General features: G+C 61.1%; 20 protein-coding genes and 1 tRNA gene. 8 read left to right on the top strand and 13 right to left on the bottom strand.

Annotated features, from left to right (window positions below):
• Nucleotides 1-17 precede the first annotated feature (17 nt).
• The gene (locus ACR0LD_RS02640; protein ID WP_170337967.1) at nt 18-251 is read left to right on the top strand and encodes a DUF1289 domain-containing protein; all 234 of its coding nucleotides are present in this window, start codon (nt 18-20) and stop codon (nt 249-251) included.
• Nucleotides 252-254: 3 nt separating this feature from the next.
• Here ACR0LD_RS02640 and ACR0LD_RS02635 read toward each other — a convergent pair whose 3' ends face one another.
• The 10 genes from ACR0LD_RS02635 to ACR0LD_RS02590 form a co-directional block, all read right to left on the bottom strand.
• A complete protein-coding gene (locus tag ACR0LD_RS02635; protein WP_170418149.1) occupies nt 255-473 on the bottom strand; it encodes a hypothetical protein in 219 nt (72 codons plus the stop codon).
• Between the two features lie 351 nt (nt 474-824).
• A complete protein-coding gene (locus ACR0LD_RS02630; RefSeq protein ID WP_170363182.1) occupies nt 825-1,553 on the bottom strand; it encodes a SpoIIAA family protein in 729 nt (242 codons plus the stop codon).
• A gap of 33 nt (nt 1,554-1,586) precedes the next feature.
• Nucleotides 1,587-2,306, bottom strand: a complete 720-nt coding sequence (locus ACR0LD_RS02625; protein ID WP_480635554.1) for a hypothetical protein — start codon at nt 2,304-2,306, stop codon at nt 1,587-1,589.
• A gap of 59 nt (nt 2,307-2,365) precedes the next feature.
• A complete protein-coding gene (locus ACR0LD_RS02620; RefSeq protein WP_170337959.1) occupies nt 2,366-3,190 on the bottom strand; it encodes a sulfite exporter TauE/SafE family protein in 825 nt (274 codons plus the stop codon).
• 33 nt (nt 3,191-3,223) lie between these two features.
• The gene (gene dusA, locus ACR0LD_RS02615) at nt 3,224-4,261 is read right to left on the bottom strand and encodes a tRNA dihydrouridine(20/20a) synthase DusA (RefSeq protein ID WP_480635553.1); all 1,038 of its coding nucleotides are present in this window, start codon (nt 4,259-4,261) and stop codon (nt 3,224-3,226) included.
• A gap of 108 nt (nt 4,262-4,369) precedes the next feature.
• Nucleotides 4,370-5,413: an ACR3 family arsenite efflux transporter gene (gene arsB, locus ACR0LD_RS02610; RefSeq protein ID WP_170358628.1), complete on the bottom strand. Its 1,044-nt coding sequence runs from the start codon at nt 5,411-5,413 to the stop codon at nt 4,370-4,372.
• Complete coding sequence (gene arsJ / locus ACR0LD_RS02605) at nt 5,410-6,645, bottom strand: organoarsenical effux MFS transporter ArsJ (protein WP_480636268.1); 1,236 nt, start codon at nt 6,643-6,645, stop codon at nt 5,410-5,412. The genes arsB and arsJ overlap by 4 nt, the downstream gene beginning before the upstream one ends.
• Nucleotides 6,646-6,683: 38 nt before the next feature.
• Complete coding sequence (locus ACR0LD_RS02600; protein ID WP_480635552.1) at nt 6,684-7,682, bottom strand: ArsJ-associated glyceraldehyde-3-phosphate dehydrogenase; 999 nt, start codon at nt 7,680-7,682, stop codon at nt 6,684-6,686.
• A complete protein-coding gene (locus ACR0LD_RS02595) occupies nt 7,679-8,524 on the bottom strand; it encodes an arsenate reductase/protein-tyrosine-phosphatase family protein (protein ID WP_480635551.1) in 846 nt (281 codons plus the stop codon). The genes ACR0LD_RS02600 and ACR0LD_RS02595 overlap by 4 nt, the downstream gene beginning before the upstream one ends.
• Before the next feature lie 140 nt (nt 8,525-8,664).
• Nucleotides 8,665-8,751, bottom strand: a tRNA-Leu gene (locus ACR0LD_RS02590).
• A 142-nt stretch (nt 8,752-8,893) separates the two neighbouring features.
• Here ACR0LD_RS02590 and ACR0LD_RS02585 point away from each other — a divergent pair.
• Both ACR0LD_RS02585 and lipB read left to right on the top strand, forming a co-directional pair.
• Entirely contained in the window at nt 8,894-9,553 is a 660-nt protein-coding gene (locus ACR0LD_RS02585) for a DsbA family oxidoreductase (protein WP_480635550.1), read from the top strand.
• Nucleotides 9,554-9,592: 39 nt separating this feature from the next.
• Nucleotides 9,593-10,249 (top strand): lipoyl(octanoyl) transferase LipB, encoded by a 657-nt coding sequence (gene lipB, locus ACR0LD_RS02580; protein ID WP_093962478.1) that lies wholly within the window; start codon nt 9,593-9,595, stop codon nt 10,247-10,249.
• Nucleotides 10,250-10,563: 314 nt separating this feature from the next.
• On the opposite strand, the gene ACR0LD_RS02575 is transcribed toward lipB, so the two are convergent.
• A complete protein-coding gene (locus ACR0LD_RS02575; protein ID WP_480635549.1) occupies nt 10,564-11,517 on the bottom strand; it encodes a cation diffusion facilitator family transporter in 954 nt (317 codons plus the stop codon).
• Nucleotides 11,518-11,594: 77 nt separating this feature from the next.
• Between ACR0LD_RS02575 and ACR0LD_RS02570 the strand changes: the two genes are divergently transcribed.
• Nucleotides 11,595-12,041, top strand: coding sequence for a MerR family transcriptional regulator (locus tag ACR0LD_RS02570; protein WP_480635548.1), 447 nt, complete (start codon nt 11,595-11,597; stop codon nt 12,039-12,041).
• Here the strand turns inward: ACR0LD_RS02570 and ACR0LD_RS02565 are convergent.
• Nucleotides 12,022-12,441: an HIT family protein gene (locus tag ACR0LD_RS02565; RefSeq protein ID WP_093962481.1), complete on the bottom strand. Its 420-nt coding sequence runs from the start codon at nt 12,439-12,441 to the stop codon at nt 12,022-12,024. The two genes, ACR0LD_RS02570 and ACR0LD_RS02565, sit on opposite strands and share 20 nt — an antisense overlap.
• A 292-nt stretch (nt 12,442-12,733) precedes the next feature.
• On the opposite strand from ACR0LD_RS02565, the gene ctaD reads away from it, so the two are divergent.
• The 3 genes from ctaD (at nt 12,734) to ACR0LD_RS02550 (ending at nt 15,682) form a co-directional block, all read left to right on the top strand.
• Nucleotides 12,734-14,392, top strand: coding sequence for a cytochrome c oxidase subunit I (ctaD, locus tag ACR0LD_RS02560; RefSeq protein ID WP_170337942.1), 1,659 nt, complete (start codon nt 12,734-12,736; stop codon nt 14,390-14,392).
• A gap of 155 nt (nt 14,393-14,547) precedes the next feature.
• The gene (locus ACR0LD_RS02555; protein WP_170438771.1) at nt 14,548-15,147 is read left to right on the top strand and encodes a 2-hydroxychromene-2-carboxylate isomerase; all 600 of its coding nucleotides are present in this window, start codon (nt 14,548-14,550) and stop codon (nt 15,145-15,147) included.
• A gap of 43 nt (nt 15,148-15,190) precedes the next feature.
• A complete protein-coding gene (locus ACR0LD_RS02550; protein WP_480635547.1) occupies nt 15,191-15,682 on the top strand; it encodes a DUF2244 domain-containing protein in 492 nt (163 codons plus the stop codon).
• A gap of 6 nt (nt 15,683-15,688) precedes the next feature.
• Here ACR0LD_RS02550 and ACR0LD_RS02545 read toward each other — a convergent pair whose 3' ends face one another.
• Nucleotides 15,689-16,174 (bottom strand): GatB/YqeY domain-containing protein, encoded by a 486-nt coding sequence (locus ACR0LD_RS02545; RefSeq protein WP_170338416.1) that lies wholly within the window; start codon nt 16,172-16,174, stop codon nt 15,689-15,691.
• Between the two features lie 183 nt (nt 16,175-16,357).
• Here ACR0LD_RS02545 and carA point away from each other — a divergent pair, with 183 nt between their 5' ends.
• Nucleotides 16,358-17,524: a glutamine-hydrolyzing carbamoyl-phosphate synthase small subunit gene (gene carA / locus ACR0LD_RS02540; protein ID WP_480635546.1), complete on the top strand. Its 1,167-nt coding sequence runs from the start codon at nt 16,358-16,360 to the stop codon at nt 17,522-17,524.
• The last annotated feature ends 47 nt before the right edge of the window (nt 17,525-17,571 follow it).

Raw genomic sequence — 17,571 nt, 5'->3', positions numbered from 1 at the left:
GAGCCCGGAGACCGGCGATGACGAACATGATTTGGAAAAGGAACGAGGTCGAAAGCCCCTGTGTCCAGATCTGCGTCGTGCATCCGACCGAGCGTATCTGCACCGGCTGCTATCGCACCATCGACGAAATCACGCGCTGGTCGAAAATGGACAGCTCGGAACGCGCCGAAATCATGAATGACCTGCCTGCCCGCAAGCCTCGCTTGGCCAAGAGACGGGGTGGTCGCGCGGCCCGTCTGGACAAATCCTGACCTTCAAAGGGCTTTGTCGGTCTTCCGGCTCTCTTCTTCATCTTTCGCAGTGTCTGCGCATGTCTTCACACCGGACCGTTGCCCGGCCTTCAATTCACTGCGGAACAAACGGGTGATTTCCGACTTGCTGGTCTGCGACCGTCGAAGACTGGCTTCCTGAAAATCAACTTCGACAGCCGCGCTGGTCATGGATTTTCTTTTCAAAAACTTGATCAGCCGCATACGAGCCTTCCTGAATAAATCTGCGTCGCTGCGGGCCGGTCGAGAGCTCGGAAAAAGGGGGGTCGAGCCGTATAACTATGCGTGAGTGAGTGGCGGCCCGCAGCGACGATTTGCGCATACCGGAGTCAGGCTCTTGAGAAAGGGGGAAAACCTGCCGTCGCGCTTCAATTTTTTTACCAATTAGACAAATCAGCCGGAGAGACTCAACAGTTACAATGCCTTCGCGCCTCGCGGTTGGGCGAAAAGGACGTAACGTAACAAGTTGGACCGGCCCGCGACAGCGTCATGTGTCAATCCAGGATTTGCCCCGGACGCGCAGCGCGGCCCAATCATTCGGGCCGCGCGCCATCGTCATCCGGCAGCCAGCCACGCCTTGGCGTTTTCAATCTCTTCGGACGGGAAAAACTGGGTGCGTGTACCCAGAATGTGACCCCCCACGCGCTGCGCGATGTTCTGCCAGGCCTTGTCGCCGACGATGGCTGCCCGATCCAGCATTCCCACGTGACCGCGGGCCAGACGGAAATGCGCGGCCAGAGCGGTCAGCCCTTGCCAGCCATCGAACTCCCTCAGATCAATCAGCAACCGGAACGCATCCCGGTCACCCAGGATGGCATCCAAATCGGCTTCGGCCTTTTCGTATTCCTCGGGGTCCAGCTTACCCATCAGGCTGACCTGCACGCATGGCCCGCCTAAATCCACAATGTGGATCGCGCCCAGAGATTCACGGATCCAGCGGCGCGCTTCTTCCAGCTCGGCCAGCTCGAACACCTGCACCGGACAGGGCATCAGCGGCGCAGCCAGGCGCACGCTGGTCTGGACCCAGCCCTTGTCTGCGACGACCGCAGCGCGATCGAACCCGCGCCAATGGCTTAGGCCCAGCTTGGTATCTTCCCAAGCAGCGCCCAGATCGTAGCCTTTGAACTCGGGGCCGACGATAACCAGCAGGCGGACGGCGTCATGTTCCGCCAGCGCAGCCTCGATTGCGGGAACCAGAGTGTTTGTGTAATCGGCGCTTGTAACTTCGCCGGACAATTCGATTTCGATCAATGCACCGTCGGAATTCTTGTGGACCGTAATCATTTTGAGCCTCCAAAGCCAAAGAATGGCAGAAGGTTACGGGGATTCGATCCATTCGGCCACACCGCCCGGCAGCTCGGGCCGGAAATAGGCAATCATCCGTCCGTCCGGCCCCGCCGTTGCCCCCGCCCCCCAAGGCGCGACCCCATGCAGACAATGGCGATGCAACACGTAGGTTTCGCCGGGCGAGGCCGACACTTCGATACGCGGGCAGGTTTCGAACACTTCGCGACGAGCAGCCTGATAGGCCTCGGTGATATCGGTCTGCGCCCACTGAGCGCGAGGAACACCGGCCAACGCAGCCCGGAATGCCGCGCCCATGATCCTGTGGCTGCCATCCCAAACGACCAGAGGCGCGGCATCTGCGCTCGCCTGTGTCAGTGGGATACCCAGGACCCATGCGTGAGGTTCGTCGATCTTGCGCCGACGGTCCGGGCCGCCGGGTTTCAGGCCATCCACATGCGCCGCGTCGCGCTTGGCCCGGTATCGGGCCGCCGCCTCGTTCTCGCCCCTGCGCGGGCGCGGATAGCCGGGATAGACGACCGAGACCTGCCCCTTGTGCAATTCGATCGATCCATAGTGTTCATCCAGAAACGCGACAGCCTGCCCGCTCAACGGGGCTGAGGCCCCGACACGCCCTGCCCCGTCATTGGGCAGAGCATCGACGCCGATGAACCAGGTGCCTTCGCAATCCAACCACTGCCGGTGGGCTGGGTCACTGGCGGCCTGCTGCGCCAGTGGTAGGGCGTGGGCCACCCAGTCTGCTATGGGCTGGTCGTAGGGGAATACTTCCCAACCCCGCGACCAGAAAGGCCTTACCACCCTACTGCCTTGCGCAGCATATTCAGGGCCACCAGCGTGAGGAACACGGCAAACACCCGTTTGAGCGGCTTGGGGTCCATCGCATGGGCCAGTTTCACCCCCCAGGGCGCGGTGATCATCGTCATCGCAACAACCACACCAAAGGCCACAAGATTGACGGCGCCGATTGTCAGCGGCGGACGGTGTTCAGCTGCGATCGGCAGAAACAGAAAGCCCAGTACCGAGGGTACGGCGATGATCACGCCAAAGCCCGCGGCGGTCGCAACGGCCCGATGGATCGGTGTGTTGTAGAGGCTCATCAGGGGCACCCCAAAGCTGCCGCCGCCAATTCCCATCAGCACCGACAGAAACCCGACCAAAGGCGAAATCACCAACCGCTTCAGCCCGCCGGGCATGGCATCACCCAATCGCCATTCGGACTTGCCAAGTCCCAGATAGGCGCCAATCACCATTCCAAGGATACCGAACAGCGCCTGCAACGCTTCCGTGCGCAGGGCCGAGGCGACCAGTACGCCAACAATCGCACCGACAGCGATACCCGGACCCCAACCGCGTAGAATATCCCAATCGACAGCGCCTTTCTTGTTGTGACTCAGCACCGAACGAACCGAAGTCACGATGATCGTGGCAAGTGACGTCGCAAGACACAGCTGCATCAGCTGCGGGCCACCATATCCTAGCGTTTGAAACGCGTAGAAGAAGGCCGGCACCAGAACGATCCCGCCACCTACTCCCAAAAGGCCAGCCAAAACACCGGCGAGCGCGCCGATCACAAGCAAAAGGCCCAGCATCTGGGCCAGCAACATCGTATCGGGCATCCGTCCCCCTTGGTCCCCGGCCCGTGGGCCGTCTTAAACTACTTGCGCCGCCTCGGCATCCGGTGCCACGCGGGACAGCGCGCCCAGAACCACGTCGGGTCCGGCATGGTCTTTGACCGCGCCTTCGGACAAAGCACGCCTCCAACCACGAGCGCCCGGGCGTCCTGTGAACAATCCCAGCATATGTCGGGTGATCTGGTGCAACCGCCCCCCGCCGGCAAGATGCCGATCGATATAGGGCAGCATTTTCATCACGACTTCAACCGGATCCGCCTTTTGCCCCGACCCGTAGATCAGCGGGTCGGCATCGGCGAGAATATCGGTCGGCTGATGATAAGCAGCCCGGCCGATCATCACTCCGTCCAGTCCGGCGTCCAGATGCACCTGGGCTTCGGCCAGTGTCGTGATGCCTCCGTTGATCGAGATGTGGAGATCCGGAAAACCGGCTTTCATCCGGTGAACCAGATCGTAGTCCAGCGGCGGTATATCCCTGTTTTCTTTGGGGCTAAGCCCCTGAAGCCACGCTTTGCGGGCGTGTATCGTCACGCGCTGACAGCCGGCGGCGCGAATCCGATCCAGAAAGTCGGGCAATACGTCCTCGGGGTTTTGGTCATCCACGCCGATCCGACATTTGACCGTGACATCGACATCAACAGCTTCCCGCATGGCGGCCACGCAATCGGCGACCCGACCCGCCTCTTTCATCAAGACGGCTCCAAACGTTCCTGATTGAACCCGATCCGACGGGCAGCCGCAGTTCAGGTTGATCTCGTCATATCCGGCCTCAGCCCCGAATGCGGCCGCCTGAGCCAGCTCCCGCGGGTCAGATCCGCCCAATTGCAGAGCAACGGGGTGTTCCTCGGGGTTATGGTCCAGAAGATGCAGCGCTCCACCCCGTACCAGAGCAGGGGCCGTCACCATTTCCGTGTACAAAAGCGTTTCAGCACTGAGCAAACGGTGCAGATACCGACAGTGCCGATCGGTCCAATCCATCATCGGCGCAACCGACAAGCGCGCAGCGCGAGTGACTTCGCTGCGATCAGCATGTGCCCGAGATTGAAACCCAGCCATCAGTGCACGTTCCTTTTTGTGGCCCAGACAAAAGTGCGGCGCCCGGCCAAGCCGGGTCCGCGCTAGGCGTCTACCACTGTTTGACGCCAGATTTCCACCATCGGATTGCTAGGCCCGGACGTCCTTTGGAGATTGTTCCGAGCGCTCGGCAAAACTGCCGCGCGTCCGGTTGGCGAAAGCCACCAGCGACAGCATCACCGGCACCTCGACCAGAACGCCTACCACCGTGGCCAGAGCCGCCCCCGAATTCAGGCCGAACAGGCTGATGGCGACGGCCACCGCCAGTTCAAAGAAGTTCGATGTGCCGATCAGTGCGCAGGGCGCCGCAATCCGGTGCGGCACGCGCAGGGCAAAAGCCGCCGCATAAGCCACCGCAAAGATCCCGTAGGACTGGATCAGGATCGGCACGGCGATCAGCGCTATAACCATCGGGCGGTCCAGGATCACCTGCCCCTGCAGGCCGAACAGGATGACGACGGTCGCGATCAGGCCAACAACGCCCCATGGTTTGATCCGGTCGCGGAACGCCTCGATCCGCTCGGCCGAGCCCAGCCGGTTGCGCGTCCAGACACCTGCCGCCAGGGGCAGCGCCACGAACAGGACAACCGACAGGACCAGCGTCTGCCACGGAACCGAAATGTCGGTCACACCCAGCAGGAAGGCCACGATCGGAGCGAACGCAAAGACCATGACGATGTCATTCACCGACACCTGCAGCAGGGTATAGTTCTCGTCCCCCTTGGTCAGATGCGACCAGACGAACACCATTGCCGTGCAGGGCGCCGCACCCAGCAGGATCAGCCCCGCGATATATTGCTGGGCATCGGCGGGCGCGATCAGGTCGGCGAAGACGTATTCGAAGAACAGCACGCCCAGCGCCGCCATGGTGAAGGGCTTGATCAGCCAGTTGACCACCAGCGTGATCGCCAGCCCCTTGGGCTGTTTTACCACGTCGCGCAGGCTGCTTGGGTCCACCCCCACCATCATCGGATAGACCATGGCCCAGATCAGCACCGCCACCACCAGGTTGACATTGGCCACCTCGGCCGCCGCGATGGCCTGGACCAAACCCGGCGCGAATGAGCCGATGGCGATCCCGGCGGCCATTGCCAGCGCGATCCACAGGGACAGATACCGTTCAAATACGCTCATGCAGAGATCTCCGAAGTTGTGTGGGGCTGCAAGCGCCCCGCAGCCAAGGCGGAAAGCGCGACCATGGCGGCCGCCGTCCCGAGCATCAAGGGCAACCCGCCCCATTGATAAGTCAGGCCGGACAGCAGCGTACCCAACAGCCGCCCGCCCGCATTGGCCATGTAGTAGAAACCCACATCCATCGTCACCCGCTCGGCCCGGGTGAAGGCCAGGATCAGATAGGAATGCAGCGAGGAATTCACCGCAAAGACCGCGCCAAAGGCCAGCAGGCCACCCACCAGCGTCAGCGTCAGCCACGGCGCGGGCTCAGAGGACATCAGCGCAGCCACCGTCAGGACGGCCGGCACGCAGGCCAGCCCCCAGGCCCAGCTGCGCGCCGCTGCGACCAGATCGGCCTCATCCCGCGCCCCTGCCCGCAGCAGACGCGGGGCGGCAGCCTGAACAATGCCGTACAGAATGATCCACAAGGCCATGAACCCGCCGATCAGAAAAAAGGCCGAGCGGTTGCCGACTTCGCTGCCATCCGACAGCACGGCGTAGAAATAGATCGGGATGCCGACGACGAACCAGACGTCGCGCGCCCCGAACAGGAAGACCCGCGCCGCGGACAGCCAGTTCACATTGGCCGATTTCGAAAAGACCTCGGAAAATTTAGCGCCCTTGCGGCCCTTGGGCAGCCCCGGCGGCATCGCCAGCAGCACCGCCACCAGGATCAGGAACAAGACCCCCGCCATGCCCAGCACGGCGCCGGCAAAGCCGAACCCGGCCAACAAGGCCGCCCCCAGCAGGAAGCCCAACCCCTTCACCGCATTCTTCGACCCGGTCAGCACCGCGACCCAGCGGAACAGTCCGTTGCCCTCGGTGGGGGCCAACAGCTTGACCGCCGATTTCGACGACATCTTGGTCAGGTCCTTGGCCACCCCGCTGGCGCCCTGAACGACCATCACGAAGGCGACCGACACACCGATGGTCCAGCCCGGATCCAATTGCGCCAGCGCCAGCAAGGCCAGCACCTGTATCGTCAGCCCCGCGTACAGGGTCGCGGTCAGACCGAACCGCGCGGCGATCCACCCGGCGGCCAGGTTGGTGGCCATCCCGGCGATCTCGTACAGCACGAACAGATAGGCCAGCTGAACCGGTGAAAAGCCCAGCGTGTGAAAATGCAGCAGCACCAGCATCCGCAGGGCGCCATCGGTCAGCATGAAGGCCCAATAGGCAGCCGTGACGGCCATATAGGCCGACAGCCCGTCGGGACGTTGGGAAGCGCTGGTCAAAGCGATGCCCCGACCATCATCGCGACATCCACCAGCCGATGCGCATAGCCCATCTCGTTGTCGTACCAGGCATAGACCTTTACCTGCGTTCCGTTCACCACCATGGTTGACGGTGCATCCACGATGCTGGACCGGGTGTCATTGGTATAGTCGGTCGAGACCAGAGGACGCTCCTCATAGCCCAGAATGCCGGCCAGAGGTCCCTCGGCCGCTGCCTTGAACAGGGCATTCACCTCTTCGGCGGTGGTTTCGCGTTCAACCTCGAACACGCAATCGGTCAGCGAGGCATTCAGCAGCGGCACCCGCACCGCATGCCCGTTCAGCCGCCCCTTCAGTTCGGGATAGATCAGGGTGATCGCCGTGGCGCTGCCGGTGGTCGTGGGGATCAGCGAGTTCAACGCCGAGCGCGCACGGCGCAGGTCCTTGGCCGGGCGATCCACGATCGTTTGCGTGTTGGTCACGTCATGAATCGTGGTGATCGAGCCGTGCCGGATGCCCAGGCTCTCGTGGATGACCTTGACCACCGGGGCCAGGCAGTTCGTGGTGCAGCTGGCCGCGGTCACGATGCGGTGGCGCGCCGGGTCATAAGTGCCTTCGTTCACGCCAAAGACGATATTGGCCGCATCACCATCCTTTACCGGAGCCGAGACCACCACCTTCTTCACACCGGCGTCAAAGTAAGGGGCCAGCTTTGCCTCGGTCTTGAAGACCCCGGTGCAGTCGATGACGACGTCGACGCCCTCAAGCGGCAGATCCGACAGGTTGCGGGTTCCGATGAAGGGCAACCGAACGCCGTCGATGGTGACCGAGTTTTCGTCATGACTGAAGTCGGCGGCCCAGCGGCCATGCACGGTGTCGAACTCCAGAAGATGCGCGTGCATCGCGGGGTCCCCCACCGCATCATTGATCCAGGCGATCTGCGCCCCTTTCTCAAGCAGGGGTTTCAAGGCCAGCTTGCCGATGCGGCCAAGGCCGTTGAGAGCATAAACGGTCATGCGGTTTCTCCGGTATGGGTCTGGCCGATGTCATCCACGGCCTTCTGAAGGGACATACGGTCTAGGGTTTCGAACGGCAGCGACGAAAAGGTCAGGATCCGGTTGCGCAACGCGCCGTAGGCCTGCTGGAAGGCAAGGCGTTTTTGGGCCTCTGTTCCCTCGGCCTTCACCGGATCGGGCATACCCCAATGCGCGCTGACCGGCTGCCCGGGCCAGGCGGGGCAGTCTTCGTTCGCAGCCTGATTGCATACGGTGAACACGAAATCGAACTTCGGCGCGCCCGGGGCCTGGAACTCGCTTACATTCTTGGCGCGCAGGTCCGAGATGTCGTGCCCATTCTGCCGCAGCACCTCAAGCGCCGCTGGGTTCAACTGGGACCGCGGACGTGTACCGGCAGAAAACACGTTGAACCGGTCGCCGCCAAGCTGCTTCAACAGGGCCTCGGCGAAAATCGAACGCGCGGAATTCCCGGTGCATATGAACAATACGTTGTAGGTACGCGGGGCCTTGGCCGCATGCGCGTCAACGCCGTTGAGTGGACTGGGCGCGCAGAGTTCCGGACGCCCACGGCAGCAATCCAGCAGAAGGTAATCGAACGTCTGCCCCACGGCGTCCATATCCACCGAGTAGCGCAAGGACGTCCCGACCCTTTCCTGCGTCACAAGGCCGGCCTGCATCAGCGCGTTTACGTAGTTGGACAGCGTATTCGGCTTGAGGTCCAACGCCATGGCAATCTCGGTCGCGGGTATGCGATCGGGATACCGGCGCATCAACAGCCGGAAAACGGCCAACCGAGCCGGATGACCCAAGGTGGACAGGCGGTCGGGAATCACTTTTTCCATAATTCATGGATATTCGAATTACAGACGAAATCAAGTGCCCGTTTTTTGGCGCGTTTAAACCGCAGGCAAGATTTTACGATTGGCCACAAAGATGCCCCTCGCCCAAAACGGAACGACGGGTGAATTGATATTGAAGAAAATGGTGCGGCCGAGAAGACTCGAACTTCCACGGGTGTTACCCCACAGCGACCTCAACGCTGCGCGTCTACCAATTCCGCCACGGCCGCACTGCCTGTGACTAGGTAGGCGGCGTATAGACGCTTGGCAAAAGGATGTGAAGAGGCAAAAGCAACCGCATTGGAATTCCCGGCCTGCAACCATATCTGTGGGGTCATGAAACCCGATGCCACATCGCAGCAGGAGCATCCGATGACCACACCCGATCCCCGCCCCGTCATCCAAGTCGACATCGTATCCGATGTCGTATGCCCGTGGTGCATCGTCGGGTTTCGCCAGCTTGATCTGGCGCTGGAGCAGGAGAACGTGCTGGCGCAGCTCCGGTGGCACCCGTTCGAGTTGAACCCCGCAATGGGGCCAGATGGCCAGAACCTGCGAGAGCACATCATGGAGAAGTACGGCTCGACCGCCGAGCAGAGCCAGCAAGCCCGAGACCGGCTGACCGCGCTGGGTGCGGATTTGGGTTTCACGTTCAATTTCAATGACGACAGCCGCATAGTGAACACCTTCGCTGCACATCAACTTCTGGACTGGGCCGAAACGCAAGGCAGGCAACACCCTCTGAAGCTGGCCTTGTTCAAGGCCTATTTCACAGATCAGCGGGATGTTTCGAAAGTTGAGGTATTGCTGGATGCCGCTCAGACCGCCGGCCTCGACCCAGACGCCGCCTGCGCGGCATTGGAATCGGGCGCGCATGCAGGCCCGGTAAGGCAAAAGCAACAATTCTGGACCAGCCGAGGCATCACCGGAGTTCCAGCAATGGTTTTTGGCGGCAAGTACCTGCTGACGGGTGCGCAGGGCACCGAGACCTACGCTCAGGTCCTGCAGCGATGCCGGGCCGAGGCCGCCTAACCTCTTTCGCTTGGACAGCAGGACGGCTATGAGGCGCGCATGGAATGGAAGATCACCGACGGACTGACCGACTATGACACCGCCGTCGCCTTCATGGAGGCGCGGGTGGCCGAGATTGCGGCCGGAACCGCGGACGAGTGCATCTGGTTCTTGGAGCATCCGCCGCTCTATACGGCCGGAACATCAGCCAAACCCCAAGACCTGACCGACCCGGATCGATTCCCGGTCTATGCCAGCAAGCGCGGGGGCGAATACACCTATCACGGACCTGGCCAGCGGGTCGTCTATGTCATGCTGGATGTCGGAAAGCGCGGCCATGATGTCCGCCGCTTTGTCAAACAGCTGGAAACCTGGGTGATCTCGGCACTGGCCGAGTTCAACGTCCACGGAGAAATCCGCGAAGGCCGTGTCGGTGTGTGGGTGCCGCGCAAGGACAAGCCGCTGACCGTCAGCGGCGAACCAGCCGAGGACAAAATCGCTGCGATCGGCATCCGCTTGCGGAAATGGATCAGCTTCCACGGCATCTCGATAAACGTGGAACCGGACCTGGAGCATTTTTCGGGCATCGTTCCCTGCGGCATCCGGGAGTTCGGCGTGACTTCGTTGGTGGATCTGGGATTGCCGGTGACAATGGCCGATGTCGATGTGGCTCTGCGCAAAACCTTTACTGAGGCTTTCGGCCCCGAGGCGGCCTGACCCCCTCGCATCGACCATGGTTTCGAATCGCAGAATCTGACCCCGCGGAACGACAATCCTCGATACAGGGTTCTTCTGTTTCTCAATATGGTCGCAAATTTCCGAAGATTGCCGCGAATTGCCTTAAAATTTAGGGAATCTCCTTCTTCCTTCCACACAACAGCCGCAGTTTGAGGTATCATGAATATACCGTTCAAGAGTGAGTGGTATGTTAACCGGTGATCGCGGCCAGCCCGCGAAAATCGATCAAGTGTTTGGTTACGAGTCTGCCGTTCCGACCCCATATCGGAACGGCAATTCTCGTTTTTGGGGCCTCAGTTTTCGCCTGATTGGTCCGCGGCATGGCCGAACCGCATGGTCTTTGGACAGGACCGACCAGCCATTTCCACCTCAAGCGTCAGGTGGCCGATCCCAAAACTGTCGCGCATTGCCTGTTTCACCAGACCGCGCACCTGTTCAGCCTGCGACCAGGCGCAGTCTTCGACCACCAGATGCGCGGTAAGTGCGGGCTGGTTTTCCTGCATGCTCCACAAGTGGACATGGTGAACCTCGCGCACGCCATCCATTGCCTCAATGGCCGAGGCGACCTCCTCGGGGTCCAGATCGGGCGGCGCGCCAAGCATGAGAACACGGATCGTTTCTCCGATCTCGCTTTGGACATGCCACAGGATGTAGAGCGAAATCAGAATGGTGACGGCCGGGTCGACCCAGGTCCAATTGAACAGGATCACAGCCACCCCGGCCACGATCACTGCAACCGATCCCAGCGCATCAGCAACGTTGTGGAAAAAAGCCGCGCGGATATTCATGCTGGTTTTTGCCATGCTATAGGTCAAAAGCGCGGTAGTCAGATCCACCACCAACGCCAGCATGGCAATCCAGACCACAAGCCAGCCGTCAATCGGCTCGGGCTTAAAGAACCGGGTCACCCCTTCGTACATCAGGTACACGGCGATGACGATCAGTGTGGTATAGTTGACCAGCGCCGCGACCACTTCGGCCCGACCGTATCCGAAGCTCATGCGCGGGTCGGCTGGGCGCCGGGCAATCTTGCGGGCAAAGAACGCGATGATCAGTGCAATCGCGTCGGAAAAATTGTGCAGAGCGTCAGCGATGAGCGCCAGCGACCCCGAAAAGATCCCGCCGACCACCTGTGCCAGCGTCAGAAACATGTTGACCGCGATGGCCCATGCCACCCGCGCGTCTCCGGCATCGGCGTCGATTTGGGCGTGGTGTTTGTGTCCGGCGTGGGAATGATCATGCGCCATGATGTCGTGTCCTTGTCTGGGTCATGGTCCATACCTAATTCCTCTAGTGACTAGAGGTTCAAGGGGGATTGCAGAAAATGTTCTCGATCGGGGATTTGTCCCGGCGCACAGGCGTCAAAGTCGCCACGATCCGGTTTTACGAAGAAAGGGGCCTGCTGCCACCGCCGGAACGGACCGCCGGCAACCAAAGGCGTTATGACCGCGGCGCGCTCGAGCGGCTGCACTTTGTCAAACACACGCGCGATCTTGGACTGCCATTGGCCGATGTCGAGGCCCTGCTGTCATTGGAAGGCGCCCAAGGCGCCGATCTGAACCGGGCACACGAAATCGCCGAGCGGCAACTGGCGGACCTGCAGGATCGGATTGCAAAGCTGCGCCGGCTCGAGACCGAACTTGCCCGGATCGCAGCGGCCTGCGACGGGCAGCACGACCACGTCTGCTCAGTCTTGCAGGCGTTTGGGGATCACGATGCCTGTTCAGGGACGCATCAGGTGCCTCCACCCGTCACGCCAGCGCAGCCCTGATGCGCTCGGCGTGTTTGGCGATCTCGTCGAAATCGCCCATCTTTCCGGGCGGGCGCAGAGAGACGCCCTCGTGCCGGGGCAGGACATGGAAATGCAGGTGAAACACCTCCTGCCCTCCGGCCGCCTCGTTGAACTGCTGGATGGTCACCCCTTCGGCGTCAAAGGCGCGCATGACCGCACGCGCCAGTTTCTGAACCGTGGTCATGACTGCGGCCAATTGCTCGGGTGTGGCATCCAGCACGTTGCGGCAAGGCGTTTTCGGGATCACCAGAAGGTGCCCGTCCGCACGCGGCATGATATCCATGAAAGCCAGCGTGTCCTCATCCTCGTAGACGCGGGTCGAGGGGATCTCGCCCCGCAGGATCTTGGCAAAGATGTTTTCGGGATCATAAGCGGTCATGGTGGGTCTCCGACAAAGGGGCTGCGTGCTGTTCTGCGGCCAAGCCCGCAGCGGGTCAAGGCGTGATTCCGCCCTTGGACAGCCCCTGTCCTTGCAATTCGCCCGATCATCCCCAGATACCGGTCATCCAAGGCCGATATCGCGCGGGTGTCCTCCTGCCCCGCGACAATTATTCTTGATCCAGATCAAACTCGGCCATTGAAGGCCGCCCCCTTGCATTCTAAAACCAGCAGGAATCCCGCGCGCCGGAGAGGTCCGGCTGCGCGGTCTATTTGCAACAGGAGGCACCTAAATGGCAGACGCAGCCATTCATGGTCACGATCATGAAGACCAGCGCGGGTTCTTTACCCGGTGGTTCATGTCGACCAACCACAAGGATATCGGGATCCTTTACCTGATCTTCTCGGCCTTTGCCGGGTTCATCTCGGTCGCGATGACCATCTACATGCGGCTTGAGCTGATGCATCCGGGCGTTCAGTACATGTGCCTGGAAGGCTTCATGGCCGACCCCTGCACGCCCAACGGACACCTTTGGAACGTGATGATCACCTATCACGGTGTCCTGATGATGTTCTTCGTGGTCATCCCCGCCCTGTTCGGCGGTTTTGGCAACTATTTCATGCCGTTGCAGATCGGTGCGCCGGACATGGCGTTCCCGCGGATGAACAACCTGTCCTTCTGGCTGTATGTCGCCGGTACCTCGCTGGGCATCGCCTCGCTGCTGGCCCCAGGCGGCAACGATCAGGCCGGCTCGGGTGTGGGCTGGGTTCTTTACCCGCCGCTGTCGACGACCGAAGGCGGCATGTCCATGGACCTGGCGATCTTTGCCGTGCACGTATCGGGCGCCTCCTCGATCCTCGGCGCGATCAACATGATCACCACCTTCCTGAACATGCGTGCCCCGGGCATGACCCTGTTCAAGGTTCCGCTGTTCAGCTGGTCGATCTTTGTCACTTCGTGGCTGATTCTGCTGTCGCTGCCGGTTCTGGCGGGCGCGATCACCATGCTGCTGATGGACCGCAACTTCGGCTTCACCTTCTTTGACCCGGCCGGTGGCGGTGACCCGATCCTGTACCAGCACATCCTTTGGTTTTTCGGCCACCCCGAAGTGTACATCGTGATCCTGCCCGGTTTTGGCATCATCAGCCACGTCATCGCCACCTTCTCGCGCAAGCCGATCTTTGGCTATCTGCCGATGGTCTGGGCGATCATCGCAATCGGCGCACTGGGCTTCGTCGTGTGGGCACACCACATGTACACCGTCGGAATGTCGCTGCGCCAGCAGGCGTACTTCATGCTGGCCACGATGGTCATCGCGGTTCCGACGGGGGTCAAGGTGTTCTCGTGGATCGCCACCATGTGGGGCGGCTCGATCGAGTTCAAGACGCCGATGCTGTTCGCCTTCGGCTTCCTGTTCCTGTTCACCGTCGGCGGTGTGACCGGTGTGGTTCTGTCGCAGGCCGGTATCGACCGTGCCTACCACGACACCTACTATGTCGTCGCGCACTTCCACTACGTGATGAGCCTGGGTGCAGTCTTCGCCATCTTTGCCGGGGTGTACTTCTACTTCTCGAAGATGACGGGCCGTCAGTACTCGGAGTTCTGGGGCAAGGTGCACTTCTGGATGTTCTTCATCGGTGCAAACCTAACCTTCTTCCCGCAGCACTTTCTGGGCCGTCAGGGCATGCCGCGCCGGTATATCGACTATCCCGAAGCCTTCGCTCAGTGGAACTTCGTCTCGTCGATCGGTGCGTTCGTCTCGTTCGCTTCGTTCCTGCTGTTCTTCGGGATCGTGTTCTACGCCCTGTTCCGGGGCGCCAAGGAAACACGCCCGAACCCGTGGAACGAATACGCGGATACGCTGGAATGGACCCTGCCCTCGCCGCCGCCCGAGCACACGTTCGAGCAGCTGCCCAAGCAGGAAGACTGGGACAAGGGCCACGCGCACTGATCCCTTCCCGAAAACAGAAAACCCCGCCTTCACGGCGGGGTTTTTCTTTTACTGTTCGCGCTCTATCGGCCATCGCATTCCGCGGGCCGTCGCAATATCGTTGAAAATCGGGTATCCTTGGGGCGCCGCATGTCCGGCCAATCTCCGAGGTCACCATGCCCGATATTGATTTCTGGTACTCCATCGGCAGCACTTACAGTTTCCTGACCATCATGCGTCTGGACGACTGGTGCGCAGAACATCAGGCGCAGGTTAACTGGCGCCCTTTCGACGTGCGCGCGGTCATGTCTGAACAGAAGAACATTCCGTTTGCGGGCAAACCGGTCAAGTCGGCCTACATGTGGCGCGACATCGAACGCCGCGCAGCCAAGTACCATATCCACGCCAAGCTGCCCGCCCCCTATCCGATTTCGAACCTCGAATTGGCCAACCAGGTCGCGCTGCTGGGAATCCGGGAAGGATGGGGCAAGAGCTTTACCCAAAACCTTTACAGGATCTGGTTTGAGGACGGTATCGAAGCCGGCAGTGAAAACGCCATGTCCGAGGCTCTGTTCCGCTGCCAGCTGGACCCGCTGCCAGTCCTAGCCCGCGCGCGCAGCCCCGAAATCGAAACCGCGTTGAAAGCTGAAACCGAAACGGCGGTGGGCCTCGGCGTATTCGGCGCGCCCAGCTTTGTTACGCGGGGCGAAGTGTTCTGGGGCGACGACCGGCTTGAGGACGCGCTGTCCTGGGCGAGGGTCGGACACGTCGTTTGAAATTGGCAATCGACACCGGATCAGCAGGCGCTATTTTTGCAATATGCCCTACCATTGGAACGACGGCTCGAACTCGGAACAGGAATTGCGCCTTTGGCCGCACAATTCCCTGCCACCGCGCGGCGCGATGGCCGTAGTGCTATCGGTTTTCCTGTTTGGACTGATCCCCCTGCTTGCTGTTCTGGGATCGGTTCTGCTGTGGGGGCTATTGCCGTTCCTTCTGTTGACGGTGGCAGGCCTATGGCTTGCGATCCAGGCAAACTATCGGTCCCGAAACGTGTTTGAGGTCCTGACGCTTACCGGAACCCAAGCACGCCTGATCCATCACAGCGCCCGGACCGGCCAGCAGGAATGGACTTGCAATCGATACTGGGCCCGTCCGGAAATGCACAAGGCCGGCGGACCCGTCCCGAACTATGTGACCCTGTCGGGTGAAGGACGGGTGGTCGAGATTGGCGCGTTCCTCTCAGAGGAGGAACGCATTGCCTTGTACGATGATCTGGTAAAACGGCTGCGCGAACCGGCACCCGAGTAAAGCGCGTCAGCAGTCGCCGTTAGAGGCGGCGCACAGGTGGTCTTTGACCAGCGGCCCCACCTTTCCAAAGTCCATCTGGCCTGTGTAGTTGGCCTTGAGCTCGCCCATGACCTTGCCCATGTCCCGGATCGACCCGGCACCGGTCGCGGTGATCGCCGTCTGGATGGCCTTTGCGACCTCATCATCATCCAACTGCTTGGGCAGGAATTCCTCGATGATCTTCACCTCGCGCAGTTCGCGCTCGGCCAGGTCCAAACGACCGCCTTCCTCATAGGCCCGCGCGCTTTCCTTGCGCTGCTTGCTCATTTTCCCAAGAATCTCAAGAACATCCGCGTCATCGCAGCCCTTGGCCTCTTCGTTTCCGGCCGCGCGCAGCGCGATGTCCCGATCCTTGATCGCGGCATTGACCAGCCGCAGCGTCGACAGACGCTCGGCATCCTTGTCCTTCATTGCTTGCTTCAGGGCAGTGGTCACCCGAGTTCGCATATCCATCTGTTCTGTCCATCCCCATGGCAACGGAACCCCGAACATATCTAAACAAAATCCGAGGCACAACAGCAGACAGATAAGGCTAAATCATTGAAAAACAACAATAGCCCAAAATTTGAACAGGGTTGACCCGAGGCACCAACCCCCTTAGTTATGCGCCGATTTACCCGATAGGAGAGTCGCGCCATGGCCCATCAAGCCACGTCCAAGCCCACCGCATGTCTGGCTCTGGCCGACGGAACACTCTTCTTCGGAACCGGGTTCGGCGCCACGGGACAAACCGTGGCCGAGCTGTGTTTCAACACCGCGATGACCGGGTATCAGGAAATCATGACCGACCCGTCCTATGCCGGGCAGATCGTGACTTTCACCTTCCCGCATATCGGCAATGTCGGCGTCAATCCCGACGATGACGAAACCGCCGATCCGGTGGCCGCGGGCATGGTGGTCAAGTGGGACCCGACCGAGCCGTCGAACTGGCGCTCGGCCGAGCGGCTGACCGACTGGCTGGCACGCCGTGGCCGGATTGCCATCGGTGGGGTCGATACCCGCCGGCTGACCCGCGCGATCCGCCAGCAAGGCGCTCCGCATGTCGCGCTGGCCCATGACCCGCAGGGCAACTTCGACATTGAAGCCCTGGTTGCAGCGGCGCGTGGTTTCGCCGGGCTGGAGGGCATGGATCTGGCCAAGGATGTGACCTGCGCCCAAAGCTACCGCTGGGACGAGATGCGCTGGGCCTGGCCGGACGGCTACCAGCGTCAGGAAGCGCCCGTGCACAAGGTCGTCGCGCTGGACTACGGCGCAAAACGGAACATCCTGCGCTGCCTGGCCTCGGCCGGTTGCGACGTGACGGTCCTGCCCGCAACCGCAACCGCGGCTGAGGTACTGGCGCACGACCCTGAAGGCGTATTCCTGTCCAACGGCCCGGGAGACCCGGCTGCCACCGGCACTTATGCTGTGCCGATGATCAAGGAAATACTCGAAACCACGGATCTGCCGATTTTCGGGATCTGCCTTGGTCACCAGATGCTGGCACTGGCGTTGGGCGGCAAGACCATCAAGATGAACCACGGACACCACGGCGCCAACCACCCGGTCAAGGACCTGGAAACCGGCAAGGTCGAGATCACCTCGATGAACCACGGATTCGCGGTCGACGCCCAATCGTTGCCTGCGGGGGTGGTTGAAACCCACCGGTCGCTGTTCGATGGCTCGAACTGCGGCATCCGCATGTCCGATCGCCCGGTGTATTCGGTTCAGTATCACCCCGAAGCCTCGCCCGGCCCGCAAGACAGCTTCTACCTGTTTGAACGGTTTGCCGCGGCCATGGCCGACCGAAAAGTGCGCGCTTAATCCCGCAGGTTTGCGGGCCGCGTCAACGTTAACCCGGAATTAACCTT

The organism is Ruegeria sp. BF8 (assembly GCF_056538625.1).
This window is presented reverse-complemented; position numbering and strand designations above follow the sequence as displayed.